We start from the raw sequence: 12,621 nt of genomic DNA on the forward strand, positions 1-12,621 counted from the left end.
ATAAGGCTTCAGTCTTTCATGAAGCCTTGTTTTTTAGATAGGTTTATTAACCCTTAAAGGCTTTAATTTTCTTCTTTTTCTAACTTGTAAATATTATTATCAGCAAGGCAAATGAATCCTTTTACTTTTTCTCTATCCATTTTTCCCGTAAATGCTTGGTATTTATATGGTTCTCCAAACTTTTGAAAAATCTCAAATTCATCTAGTCTTTTAAAGTTCTCTATTGCTGTATGTTGGTTTATTTGGAATGTCATTTGATGAGTTTTAAACCTCCCCAAACTAACTAGTCGGGGAGGAGGTTAATTATAGGTTTAAAAGTTGTTTAACTTCTTCTTGTTTTGTTTTTGGAAATACCCATCCAGCCCCGCAGGATAATCTGAAGTTAAACCTTCCGCCAAGTTTTTTTAAGTCGTCTTTAATTGGCTTTGTGTTTCCTATAACTGCAATAGCTTTTTCTGAATAGTCGATTATTTGGATGTCTCCAACATTTAAATTATTGTTTTCTTTTGTTGGTTTCTCAGTAGGAAAATGACAACGATTTTCAGCCGCTGCAATGTATATCATGTTTCTATTTTCTTCGTTGCTCAGATCAAAGAAAGAATCTGTTTTATTAACTTTTAATCCGAACCAATGATCAGTACCGATAAAAAAATTGGGTAAATAACTACTACTTTTTTTATGCTCTCCCGTTTCGGGATCATTTAATAATTCTTTTGTTTTTTCCCAGTTTTCACAAGCTTTTTTTAGTTCGTTCATGTTGTTACGAGTTGTACGCGAGAAAGCTAAATAATTGATTTCTTTAATGCTTGTTGAAAAATAATCAGTCATAGTATCGCTGTCATTTTGATAGTGGTCTGCAACTATAACAGCTTTTGCCCATTCGGGGATAGTTATAAGTTTCTTTCCTTCCTCAATTTTAGCGTTTCTTAGTTGTTTTTGTAGTAGTCTTTCTGATTCTTCGGCTTTTTTGTCCTCTTTGGCTTTTTTATGTGCATCAATTACCAAATTATCTAATTCGTCTTGTGTTCCATCGAATTTATATTCAGGTAAAAAATAACTACCAATACCGAAAAGATTATTATAATTTTTTACGAAATCTTTTGTCTGTAGTGCTAGTGTTGTTTTTTCAACGGTTAAATATTTTATACCAAATTTAGTATGCTCTATTTTGTATACAATATGCTCGTTTTTTGCGCTTCCTTTTGTTTTTCCGTAGCCGTCTAAAAATATAATTGTGCCAATTTCTGGCGTTGCCTTTGTATTTGTTATATTTGCCATGTTATAAGATTTTATTTATAAAATTTTATGTTTAAAACCCGTCCTTTCGTCGCTGTTAGACGGGTTTACTTTTTATAATTGTTTCGGTGTTTTAATTTCTTAATGCATAGCTTGCGCCTTTGCCGAACTCCTCTAATACGTTTAATAATTTCACTGTTTGTTTTTTGATAAAATTTGTCGCTGTTTTCATGATTAAAAATTTTTGTTTGTTGTTGTTAATTTATTAGTTCTTGTAGTTCTTCTAAACTTGATATAGCTGTCCACTGGTTGTTTTTACGGTTGTATAGGTGTGTATCTCTGCCATTTATAAAGCAATCCATTTCTAAGGAATAAATATTTTTTGCAGTTTCAACTATTCTACTTAATAGTAAGCTTTGATAAATATTTGTGAAGTATGGTATCTCTTCATATTCTCGCGCTATCTCCCAAACTTCGGAGTCTTTTATTTCAACATCTAAAAAAGACCCTATTTCTTCAAACTGCTTAATATTTACGGAAAGTGAATTTTCGTTATAATTAATAAAAGCCATGATTAAAAATTTTTGTTTGTTGTTGTTTTTTATTTGATTGCTTTCGCTATACAAATATACGGCAAAAGAATTAAAAAAGAATTATAATATAATACTTTTTGAATACAAATTGATACTAAGAATTTATAAAAAACATATTTTGTATAGTTTTAATTTATTTAGAATACAAAAGAGCTTTTGCAAGGGCAATAAGTATATAATAATTATAAATTTTAGAAGTACAGGCCATAGAAAGAAGAGCGAAATAATAAAAAGATCAAAACACTAAAGAGCATTACAAACGCTACAAATAAGATCAAAGAAGATATAAAAAACAAGTATTAGAAAGTGTACAATCTAAAAGACACAAACCCAATAAACAAAAGGGATAAGAATTAAAAAAGAATAGCTTAAATACAAAAAGAACAACAAAAGAAATAACAAGACAAAAACAAAACCAATTAAACTAAAAGCCTATAACAAAAAGAACGACCAAGTAAAAGAAAAGTAACCAAGCTAAAACAAAAGAACAACAACAGATATAATATAGAGACTATAAACAAAACACTATACAATCAATAAGGGAAACAATAAAATCTAACTTAGTTTAAATAGTAAGCTTATAAAGTAAATAAACTAAAAATGTTTTACACACACTAAACCAAAATTTTAAAAAAGCTGAGGCGAACTTGAACGCAGATAAAAAAAATATGTTTCTGAAATTCTATGTTTTAATATTGTTTAAAATAGTAGTTGTACAAATGGTCGTCAAAATGATATACTTAAATCAGTTTTCCCCAATAAAAACAAGGTGTTAGAAAACTAAGTATTATTTCATACAAAAGTAAACACCGAGCTAATACCAATAATTAGGCTAAACTAGAAAAGCTGAAAAACTACAGAGAACTAATAACAAAAAGTACCCCCATACCCTAAACAAAATCACTTTCTGAACGTGACATTTGCCTCGCAAGCCCCCCAACACTTCCAAACCTACTCACATAGATCATTTTTTTTATGAATTAGCTCGAAATCAGTTTTTTTTAAATATTTGCTTTTTAGGTAGTTAGTCTACTTCCTACACCGTGTGGATACAAGTTTTAATTCTTTTAGTATTCTATTATGTTTTTATATAGTTTTATTATTTGATTCTTTTATTTAAACTATTCTTTTTTAATTCTTTTTTTATTCTATATTTGTATTATAGATCGACTCAGACATTTCTTTGCTTGTCGGCAAGGTTGCTATCAATTATGTATTCGAATGGATATTGTTAAAGGTTGAGTCGAGGGGATTTGATACCCTTTTAAGTTGCCTTTAGAGAATAATTGTAAGACTGACTTTGGTTGTGGGAAAGAAACAACACCTAACTGGAAATATAACAAAATGAAATTTACTGAAGGAGAGTTTATTGAAACTATAGAGTCTATTAAAGATCAATTTAGCTATGACAAGAAAAAAGTAAAGCTTATTGAAGATAGTTTAAAACATGCTTTAAACACAAAAGAGACGGTTGTGGGCCCATATGATAATAGTAGGTTGGTAAATCAGCTTTTTAAATTATTACACTCCCAATTCCCCCCTTTAGAGAATAATTGTAAAATTCAACAGTATTGTTTCGATCATAACTTTGAAAGAGGAACAATCAAAGAGCTTTGGGAAGAGCTAAATAAAGAAAATGAAATAGTTTAATGGAAAAAGATTTAAGAATAGATGGTTTAAAGGTGGTCATGTTGAGCGCACTTCTAAGTGAAGCTATTGACGATATGAAAGGAACAAATCTTTACAAACAAAACATAAAGAAAGCCGGAAATAATTTTCAGAAGATGTTAGAGCCTTTTGTTAAGCAAGTGGACGGTATATATGAATCCAATCCAGAACTGACTTTAAATTTATTTAGAGAGACTGAGGAGTTTATTGAAAAGGTTGCGAAATTCAATTTAGTCGATTTTGCAATGATGAATCAAATTCGTGAAGCATACACAAAAGACCCAAGGAAGTTTCAAGAAGATTTTTCTATTGAATTAAAGAAAATTAATACTTAGTGAAGATTGGATAATATTAGACTAGATCGATTGCTAAACCTACCATAGCCAGTTGAGCAGAATTATTTAAATATCGATGTTTTAGATGCAGAGTTATACTAGAGTTTATTTAAAATCTTTTGGGTTAGATGAATCAGACTTTTGTCAATGCGAAACATGCTCAGAAAAGGTTAGAGCTACAGATATTCATCATATTTTGACTCGAAAAAAACACCCAGAAGGATTAAATCAGATTGAAAATATAATGGCAGTATGTCGCGAATGTCACAATAACTATGGAGATAGGATTTATTTAATACCCATTCTGTTTCGAATCCATAGAAAAGTATTGCAATTATGTGGAGTTAGGCACAATGGTATATGGATTAAAAAACAAATAGAGAAGTACGAAAATTTAGCAGCTTTAAAAGAACAATGCACATTTTAATAGGGATTGATCCAGATGTAGACAAAAGTGGCGTAGCATTAAAGATTAACGACCATATTGAAGTATTTAATCTCTCTTTCTTTGACTTGTTCGTGTTTCTAAGTGAGAAAAGTGAAAGAGTTAAAACAACCAAGGAAAATATTTTGGTTGTTGTAGAAGCAGGATGGCTTAATAAAAGTAATTGGCATAAAAATAAAAACGGTTCAGCCGCTATTAATGCGGAGATAGGAAAACGAACTGGTTCTAATCATGAAACAGGAAAGAAGATTGTTGAAATGATTGAGTTTTTAAAACTACCATATAGAACAATTAAGCCTAGAAAATCAAAAGTAAATAGCAAGTTTTTTAAAAGTATTACAGGAATAAATCGAAGTAATCAAGAACAACGAGATGCATATATGTTAATACACGGAATAAAGTGAGTTAGGTGCCGATTTTGAGTCTAAATAAAATATTAATTGAAATAAACAAAATGAAAATTTTAGGAGAAAGGGTCCTAGTTGAACCTATTAAATCGGAAAAGAACATTAATGGAATCTTATTACCGGGGACCGCGCAAAGTCAACAAATAGGAAAAGTACTAGAGGTTGGAATAAAATGTAAGGTTGTTAAGAAAGGGGATAGGGTAAAGTATTATTCAAATACAGGCGTTCCCTTCGAATATGAAAATATTGAAGGGTTGATCTTTCAAGAAAGTACTGGTTTAATAGCTGTTTTATAGCAGATTTATATATGTTGTAGGTTAATAGTATTTTTTCAATTGATAGGTTCTTTATATAATTGTTTACCCCAAAGCTGAATGTCTCTTTCAGGTAAATGAGAATGATTCATTAGTTGATAAATCTCGTCTTTAATTTCTTGGATGGCATTCGGGTCTTCTGTTCTTATTCTACTTTCGTAATTATTTTTAGTTCCATTAGATGTAAAATTTAGAGAGCCTAAATACGCTATTTGATCATCAATTAAATAGATTTTACTGTGGATAAATGTGTCACTTTGATCAGATTTGTCAGGTGACATGTAAACTTTAAAAGGGAAAAGTTGAGAATACCAATAGGAATAAATCTGCTTATTCTTTATTTTGTTTTTATAAAGTTTAACAATTAAAAACAGAATTATAATTGGGATTAATCCAAATATCATTTTTATGTTTTTAACATAGTAAGTAATACCGATTAATATTGTGAGAAGTCCAAATGCAATATAAGTTAGAATTTTAGAAATGGTTTTCCATTTTTCTCTTTTTTCAACGGCTATTTCGTCGGTTTCTACATTTTGATTTATTAGCTTATGTATGTTTTTGTCGTAATTTCCATAAAAGTCTTCAATATTATCTGTTGTTATTAATTCAATATCAAGATTTCTCTTTCGGAATTTTATTAATTCTGTAATTAAAAATGGAGATAAATATGGCGAAACAATTTTAATAGATTTCCGTGCATTACGTATGTCACTTAAGAGCTTTTTTCCTGCTCCCTTTCCGATATAGATATCACAATTTGCTCCATTATAAAACATTCCCATTCAGTTTGTTTTTTATTTTTTATTCACCGTTTCAGGTATTCTAGTCAGTTTTATTAAATGTTATAAAAAACAGATAATTACCTTATGAACTAGTCTAAACAGCTATAGTATTTAAAACTTTATTATTTTATCGTTATTTAATATTTTAGTTTGGACTGCTTGAAAACTTAATATCATCATCTTCTCCTATTTTCATTGTAATTGTTTCGATTACATCCTTTCTACGGATAAAATTATTTGCAACTGAATTTATACTGATAATACAATCATATTTATTACTACCGATTGCTATTTCATAAATTGGATGTTTTTTTTCTCTGAATGAAACTGGACCTTCAATTATTTTGTTTTTTTCAAGAACACTGGGGACTTTAGATAGTTTTCCAGTGTATATGCTGTTATCTTTTTTTATTTTAAGAGAGTATTCTTTACTTCTCCAAGAATTTCGTAAATGCTCTAAATTGATATCGGTTTTCATGATCTATTTAAACTTTAGATTTTTCAATAATTTTATCTATTAAATTTGTAGAGATATTTATGGATGGGTCACATGTTTTTTAACAGTCTCGGCTATGAGTGATTGCTTGGTTTGCTACTAACTTTCAGAAGTAGACGAGAACAAGCAATTTCTTAAAGCCATCGTCGGGCACAGTAATTTTAATTTATTTTACTCAGTTTATCAGCTATTGATTTACGCTTTTTTTCACGTTCTTTTCTCTCAATTTCTTCGTCTAAGATGATTTGAATTGCATCATTTAAAATTGGAAAAAAATCCTTGCATTCGTTTTCTTCTAATTCGTGGATTCCTTTACTCAAAATAGAATAAATTTTTCTGTTTTCAACTAGAAAATCAGGTGTTTTACTTTTTACGAGCTTAATTTTGCTTTTAAAATCTGATCGATCTATTTCTTCTTGAGTTATTGATTGCTCATTTAAAAGTTCATCAAGTTTAGGAGAAACAATATGTTTTTCAATGATACGTCTTAAATATACAAATGAACCAACTCCAATTCCGTGAGACGCTAGTCCAATTGCTTTATTTAGTTCTTGATATATATCTTCTTTTAATGCTCTATATTTTGCAATTTCTTTTTTTGATAGATCAGCAATTGAAGGGCTTTGTCCAACTTTAATAATTTTAGAGTCTTTAACTCTAAATATAAAAACTTGGTCGTGTGACGAATTACTTTCTGGTCTAGGGCATTTGAAGACTCTCTGATAGACTCCTTGGAGTTCTCTCTGATGGGTTCCTTTTTCCTTTAATATTTTTAATATTTTTACGTTATCTTTAGTAGGATCCCGTAAAATTTGATTTACTACATCTAAATCCGTAACACTACTAGTAAAAGTAGTTTCTTTATTGCAAACTGTGCAATAACTATCTATGGTTTTAAACTTATTTACAATGTGATAATCTCCAATTCGACAATGTTCATGAAAAAATAGAATGCTTAAGGTTTCCTCTAACCTTAAAGTATATAAGTCAAATTCAGAGTATAAAGGTTTCTTTAAAAAGAATTCTAGTATGTCAGTTTTTTGTTTACTCTCCATTCTGTTCTTATTGTGTGTTTAACTTTCACATCGTTAAATTAATAATAACCATTCAAAAATCTTCAAAAAAATCAACAATTTATATGGTTTTAGAACACTATTTATCCGAACAAAAACGTTTACAATCATTTACAAATGACTATAAAGATTTGTTGTACTTGTCACAATTTTGCTATGTAGTTTCTTATTTAAGAAAATAGGCTTCTTTTGTGTTCTGGGACCTCTAACTGATTTAGCTTTCTAATTGTTTCCATCTTCTTTCGGTCAAATGGTTTCTGTGTTTTTTTATTGGCCATGGGGTTATGGACACTATCTTCGGGTATTTTTTCTTCACCGGAAAGATATTTGTAAAATTTAATAACAATGTTTCTTCCTTTTGAGTTAAGTGTCCACATTCTTTTTTCGACATCGGGATGATCCATTATTAAGTTTAAGTAGCCACTTTTTACTATAGAATCCCATCGTGAATAAGTAAAGCTCTTCGAGATTTCAGAATATAGAGCCCGGGTAAAAATTTTCATTCCCATTAGCTTTAGTAGTATTTCTAAAATATGTCTATCAAGATCATAACGTTTTTGGATATAAATTCTTACAGGGTATAAATTTTCTAGAAAATCATACCCTTTATATACATAAGCAAATCTTTTTTTAGAATAATGGTCATTATCCTTGTTTACAAAAACAGGGCTGATTTTAGTTCCTTTCAGTAATTTCTGAGCATCGTTAGGTAATTCTTTTTTTGTACTCATGGTTCAAATATAACTATAAGTATTAAAAAAGTATTAATTTAGAATATAATAATAAAAATATTTTATATTTTTGTTTAAAGGAATAATATTTTCTTATGGCGAAAGCAAGTGATTTAAAAGTGTATAAAGTCAAGACTCCAGAAAAAGGAGACCTTGTTTTTGGAACATGCCGTAAAACAGGCAAAAACGTAAACTTTCTGATCGAAAGTATATGCGGTATTTGTAAAGGTAAGCCTAAAGATGCATTACAAGCAGTAGCAGTTAATGATGAGTTTAGTGTTAATATGAATGAAGTCTTAACAGGAAATGTATCTCATAATGATCAACTCGGAGATGGCGAAAATAAATTCACTAAAGCTTTTGAAACCAGTAATGGAAATTTGGATTTTTCAAACGATGGTTCTTTTACTTATAAGCCAAACTTAAATTATTTCGGAAGAGATCAGTTTGCATATAGTATATCTAATTCTGATGGTACTAACAGTCAGGGAGTAGTTCATATTGAGGTTATAGATACCGTGGTTGAACCTCCAGTTGAGTATTATAGTTTTCAGTTCAACAATTTGAATAAAGGGATTGATAACTTATCTGAAGTAAATGACTCATTTTTATCTAATTATGGAACATTGCATTCTGAGGACTCAGTATATGATGGTAAAAAATTTGTTTTTAAAAATGTAGGCAGGTATGGTTTTGTAATTAAAAATATATCAAGAGGAGATGAACCAATTATTTTCGATTTTTTGAATAACGACGTGACTGACATACTTTTTCATAAACAGTATGATGAAGTAACCAAAACAATATACTTCTTAAGTAAAGAGTATGTTGCTCCTTCAACAATATTTTATAAAATAGATTAAAAAATAAAATGAAAAATAGCAAAGTTCAAATTGGTAGTTCTATAGAAGTAGCAACTCAATCTCCTCTTGATGGTAAAACGATGTTTTTAACTCTAGATGAAATGAGGTTGAATATAGAGATAAATGCATTTAAGTATTATGAGGATATGGTCGTGAGGTGCATAAAGACTCATAAAGAATATATATGGAGAGAAACAAAACAATCGGATAAAATTTCAGATAAGGTTTTGAGAAATGATTTTACCTATCCAGATGGGGCTATTGCTTTTGGAATTAATTATTCAAATAGAAAGTTTAATTTTTTTGAAAAAAGGAATGGAGACGATTTAGGAGATCACACAGCTACTCAAAACCTAGATATGGCAGGGTATCGTATTATAAATGTAGAAATAATATCTCCTAAGAAAAATTCAACAGTAAGGATTTTAGGACATACTGAGATACATGGTATAGCTACTAATTATGTTCAAGCAAGAGACTCTGTTACTTGTAGTACAGCAGTAATGACTGGAACTTCTGGTGTAATGATTGGCGGAAATACAACTGAAAAAGGTTCTAGAGCATCAGGTTTCAAAATAGGAGCGACAGAAACCAATAAAGTTGTTTTTGGTTTAAGACATTCGGATTATGCTTTTTTGTTAGATGTTTCCGGTATAACAAGTAAACGCTCTTTAACAGTACAAGACAAAGATGGTACTGTTGCTCACTTGGATGATATAATGAACACACAGAGTCATGATTTATCTAACCCTACGGATGCAATTTTGAATAAAAAGTTTCCATTTGATAAATATCCTGTAGGTTTTAAAATAGTCAATACTAATCCAAGCAAACTTGGATATTATTATGTTCGTGTATCTGAAAATCAGTGGGCTTATGAAAAGTTGACTTTACTAGGTGCTAACGTAGAGTAGGAGTTTAAAAAAGATATCAGATGGAATAACTAATGGAAGTAGATTTTAGTTTAAAAGGAATTATCCAAGCTGTGAGTTATTTAGCAATATGTTTTTATTCATGGTTAAATAGTGTAGGAATAGATGCTTATGCGTTTCATGTTCTACTACTTTTCATGGTATTAGATATGTTCTTTGGAGTATTAAAAGCAAAGAAAATACCAGAGTTGAAAAATCCATCTTCCAGAGAGGCAAAAAAAGGAATTGTATCAAAAATTATAATGTTTTCGATACCTGTTGTCGTAGGTTTTACTTGGGGATTATTTGATAAAAATAATGCTATTAGAGTAGTAAACACCTCCTTAATTGCCTTGGCTATAGCAGAAGGATATTCAGTTGTGGCTAATGCAGGATCAGTTTATTCAGGAAAAAATTTACGAGAATACGACGCTGTTACTTACTTATTTAAAGTTGTAACACGGCTAATAAGAGGATTGTTAGAAAAATTTTTAATAAGATGAATAAAGTATTAGAAATAGCTCTTTCTCAAATTGGAATAGCTGAGATAAGAGGAAAAAAAGATAACCCAGAAGTTTTAAAGTATTTTAATGAAATAGGGTTTAATGGTGAGATGCTTAAAGATGAAACAGCTTGGTGTTCTGCTTTTGCGAACTGGTGTTGTCAGAGGGCAGGGGAAAAAATGACTAGAAAATTAACAGCAAGAAGTTGGTTGAAAATAGGCAGGACAGTTCACGATAGCCCAAGAATGGGAGATATAGTTGTTTTATGGAGAGAGAGTATGGAGAGCTGGAAAGGTCACGTTGGCTTTTTTATAAGACAAGATGAGAATTGGATTTGGGTGCTTGGTGGAAATCAAAATAATAAAGTTTGCATTAAAGCATATCATCAAAATAGGTTATTAGATTTTAGGAGATTGTAGATTTTTTAATTCTAAAAATGAATAAAGAGCGGATAGTATATTTTTTAATAATAGGGCTCCTTCTTTTCTTTTTTTTGGGAAGGAAAAATAAAAAGAACCATTCAAAGGATACCAACATCATTAGTGTTGATAGTTCTTTGGTGGTCAAGATAATCCCCGAAAAGTCTAATTCATTTAAAATAGAAAAGCCTAGAGAAGTTAATAAGGTAGTATATAAAGATAATAATGAACAGTATGTTAGATTGATTAGAGAGCTTGAGATCAGAAATAATCAAAAAGCAGATTCTCTTATGATATTACGGGAGTTATTGAAAGCTATTCAATTACGGGAATATAAAGAGATTGTTAAGGATAGTTTTCTTTCGGCCAAGATTAATGTAAAGACTAAAGGAACTCTAGAAAGTATCGATTTCTCATACAAAGTATTTCCACAGGAAACAAAGTATTATGAGAAGGTAATAAAGATTAAACCAAGATATTCAATTTTAGGAGGAGCAAGTATCATAACCTCAGACATTATTAATAAAACATCAATTGAATTAAACACAGGATTTCAAACCAAGACGGGAAATATACTTGAATTAGGAATTAATTCTAATAAAGGAATTAGGATTGGTTACAAATGGAATCTATTTACAAAATATTAAATGAAAGGACTAATTAATTATATCATAGAATTAGAAACTCCGTATGGCGAGAAGTTTAAAACAGAAAGTGGTATTGAACTCTTTGGAAACGTTGATTTTAATCCCGAAAGGCTATCTAATAGAGTTGCTTTAATTAAAGGAGTCCCGGCACTTCATGAAGGAGATTTAAAAAAAGGTCATGAGGTATTAATAGACTTCACCATTTTTTATAGACAAATCTATCATGGTGTTAAGCAATGGTATAATAGTGTTATAGATGCAGACCAGAATTTGTATCATATAACACCAAATATGATTGTTTGCTATCGTGAATCAAAAAATCATGATTGGAAAGGTTTTAATAAGAACTTACTGGTAAAACCAGTACTGGAGGAAAAAGAAATTAAATCAACATTATTTCTACCTGATAATGTTAAGAATACAAAGGAATTTAAAGGAAAGGTTAAGATAGTTTATGTAAATTCTGAACTACAAGATCAAGGAATTAGTAATAATGATGTTGTATTAATGGACCCAAGAGGAGGAGTTCAATTTTGGATTGAAGGAAAGGAGTATTGGTGGATAAGAACACAAGATGTTTATGGAAAGATTGTCTAGTTATAGAAAGGAGAAACTTCCGAGCTACATAAGAAAATTAAAAAGCATGGTAGCTCTAAACTATGAAGTTATGACAAAGGAAGTAGATAATGTTATTTCTGAGGATAAGTACCACAACATAGTAAAAGGAAGAAGACAAGCGGCTGAACAGTCTATTTGGGGTATGAAAGAGGTAGATAGAGCCTATAAAGAATTAAATAATTTATCTGAAAATGAACTGTCTAGTTATTACAAAGAGGAACTCCCTGAATTAATTGAGCATTTGAAAACCATGTGCGATTTGAATTTGGAAGTCATTGATATTGAATTGAACCCTCATGAAGATGATTACAATGAGTTAGTTTCAGTTGAGAAAGAATTGAATGAAATGTTAGGTCCAGATGTAACTAAGGCGGTTATGAGAGCAGGAAAAAACATATCTGTAACGGAGGATAGACTGCATAATGTAATTAAGTCAAGACAAATGGCCGCTATTGATTTTGATTGGGGGATTAGTAAAATTGATGAACTAGAAACAGAATTAAACTCTAAAGAGGAAGTCGGACAAAAAAAGAGTTGGGCAAAAAGGACAGCATCTAAGAATAAACAAACAAAATAA

The 12,621-nt window shown here is 30.0% G+C and carries 19 protein-coding genes; 12 read left to right on the forward strand and 7 right to left on the reverse strand.

Annotated elements, in window-relative coordinates; translation table 11 throughout:
- Positions 1-62 precede the first annotated feature (62 nt).
- From ACSIGE_RS14600 to ACSIGE_RS14610, 3 genes are all read right to left on the reverse strand, one after another.
- On the reverse strand, positions 63-254 hold the full coding sequence (locus ACSIGE_RS14600; protein WP_440880613.1) for a hypothetical protein: 192 nt from the start codon (positions 252-254) through the stop codon (positions 63-65).
- A 49-nt stretch (positions 255-303) separates the two neighbouring features.
- The gene (locus tag ACSIGE_RS14605; protein ID WP_440880614.1) at positions 304-1,278 is read right to left on the reverse strand and encodes a hypothetical protein; all 975 of its coding nucleotides are present in this window, start codon (positions 1,276-1,278) and stop codon (positions 304-306) included.
- 215 nt (positions 1,279-1,493) lie between these two features.
- Complete coding sequence (locus ACSIGE_RS14610; protein WP_440880615.1) at positions 1,494-1,808, reverse strand: hypothetical protein; 315 nt, start codon at positions 1,806-1,808, stop codon at positions 1,494-1,496.
- Between the two features lie 1,290 nt (positions 1,809-3,098).
- On the opposite strand from ACSIGE_RS14610, the gene ACSIGE_RS14615 reads away from it, so the two are divergent.
- From ACSIGE_RS14615 to ACSIGE_RS14635, 5 genes are all read left to right on the forward strand, one after another.
- The gene (locus ACSIGE_RS14615; protein ID WP_440880616.1) at positions 3,099-3,479 is read left to right on the forward strand and encodes a hypothetical protein; all 381 of its coding nucleotides are present in this window, start codon (positions 3,099-3,101) and stop codon (positions 3,477-3,479) included.
- On the forward strand, positions 3,479-3,832 hold the full coding sequence (locus ACSIGE_RS14620) for a hypothetical protein (RefSeq protein ID WP_440880617.1): 354 nt from the start codon (positions 3,479-3,481) through the stop codon (positions 3,830-3,832). The genes ACSIGE_RS14615 and ACSIGE_RS14620 overlap by 1 nt, the downstream gene beginning before the upstream one ends.
- A gap of 85 nt (positions 3,833-3,917) precedes the next feature.
- On the forward strand, positions 3,918-4,259 hold the full coding sequence (locus ACSIGE_RS14625; RefSeq protein WP_440880618.1) for an HNH endonuclease: 342 nt from the start codon (positions 3,918-3,920) through the stop codon (positions 4,257-4,259).
- Positions 4,247-4,681, forward strand: coding sequence for a hypothetical protein (locus tag ACSIGE_RS14630; protein ID WP_440880619.1), 435 nt, complete (start codon positions 4,247-4,249; stop codon positions 4,679-4,681). Before ACSIGE_RS14625 ends, ACSIGE_RS14630 begins: the two co-directional genes overlap by 13 nt.
- A 50-nt stretch (positions 4,682-4,731) precedes the next feature.
- Positions 4,732-4,980, forward strand: a complete 249-nt coding sequence (locus ACSIGE_RS14635; protein WP_440880620.1) for a co-chaperone GroES family protein — start codon at positions 4,732-4,734, stop codon at positions 4,978-4,980.
- 35 nt (positions 4,981-5,015) lie between these two features.
- Here ACSIGE_RS14635 and ACSIGE_RS14640 read toward each other — a convergent pair whose 3' ends face one another.
- From ACSIGE_RS14640 to ACSIGE_RS14655, 4 genes are all read right to left on the reverse strand, one after another.
- Positions 5,016-5,783 (reverse strand): phospholipase D-like domain-containing protein, encoded by a 768-nt coding sequence (locus ACSIGE_RS14640; RefSeq protein WP_440880621.1) that lies wholly within the window; start codon positions 5,781-5,783, stop codon positions 5,016-5,018.
- 145 nt (positions 5,784-5,928) lie between these two features.
- Complete coding sequence (locus ACSIGE_RS14645) at positions 5,929-6,261, reverse strand: hypothetical protein (RefSeq protein ID WP_440880622.1); 333 nt, start codon at positions 6,259-6,261, stop codon at positions 5,929-5,931.
- A gap of 179 nt (positions 6,262-6,440) precedes the next feature.
- Positions 6,441-7,334, reverse strand: a complete 894-nt coding sequence (locus ACSIGE_RS14650) for a hypothetical protein (protein ID WP_440880623.1) — start codon at positions 7,332-7,334, stop codon at positions 6,441-6,443.
- Positions 7,335-7,522: 188 nt separating this feature from the next.
- On the reverse strand, positions 7,523-8,083 hold the full coding sequence (locus ACSIGE_RS14655) for a hypothetical protein (RefSeq protein ID WP_440880624.1): 561 nt from the start codon (positions 8,081-8,083) through the stop codon (positions 7,523-7,525).
- 95 nt (positions 8,084-8,178) lie between these two features.
- Between ACSIGE_RS14655 and ACSIGE_RS14660 the strand changes: the two genes are divergently transcribed.
- The 7 genes from ACSIGE_RS14660 to ACSIGE_RS14690 are packed head-to-tail and all read left to right on the forward strand — an operon-like array spanning position 8,179 to position 12,621.
- Positions 8,179-8,946, forward strand: a complete 768-nt coding sequence (locus tag ACSIGE_RS14660) for an Ig-like domain-containing protein (protein WP_440880625.1) — start codon at positions 8,179-8,181, stop codon at positions 8,944-8,946.
- An 8-nt stretch (positions 8,947-8,954) separates the two neighbouring features.
- Positions 8,955-9,860: a hypothetical protein gene (locus ACSIGE_RS14665; protein WP_440880626.1), complete on the forward strand. Its 906-nt coding sequence runs from the start codon at positions 8,955-8,957 to the stop codon at positions 9,858-9,860.
- A 32-nt stretch (positions 9,861-9,892) separates the two neighbouring features.
- Positions 9,893-10,360 (forward strand): phage holin family protein, encoded by a 468-nt coding sequence (locus ACSIGE_RS14670; protein WP_440880627.1) that lies wholly within the window; start codon positions 9,893-9,895, stop codon positions 10,358-10,360.
- Positions 10,357-10,779 carry a TIGR02594 family protein gene (locus ACSIGE_RS14675; RefSeq protein ID WP_440880628.1) on the forward strand — a complete coding sequence of 141 codons (423 nt, stop codon included), beginning with the start codon at positions 10,357-10,359 and terminating at the stop codon, positions 10,777-10,779. The genes ACSIGE_RS14670 and ACSIGE_RS14675 overlap by 4 nt, the downstream gene beginning before the upstream one ends.
- A gap of 17 nt (positions 10,780-10,796) precedes the next feature.
- Positions 10,797-11,426 carry a hypothetical protein gene (locus ACSIGE_RS14680; RefSeq protein WP_440880629.1) on the forward strand — a complete coding sequence of 210 codons (630 nt, stop codon included), beginning with the start codon at positions 10,797-10,799 and terminating at the stop codon, positions 11,424-11,426.
- Positions 11,427-12,023 (forward strand): hypothetical protein, encoded by a 597-nt coding sequence (locus ACSIGE_RS14685; protein ID WP_440880630.1) that lies wholly within the window; start codon positions 11,427-11,429, stop codon positions 12,021-12,023.
- A complete protein-coding gene (locus ACSIGE_RS14690; protein WP_440880631.1) occupies positions 12,007-12,621 on the forward strand; it encodes a hypothetical protein in 615 nt (204 codons plus the stop codon). The genes ACSIGE_RS14685 and ACSIGE_RS14690 overlap by 17 nt, the downstream gene beginning before the upstream one ends.

This window comes from Tenacibaculum profundi, from assembly GCF_052050075.1.
GTDB lineage: Bacteria > Bacteroidota > Bacteroidia > Flavobacteriales > Flavobacteriaceae > Polaribacter.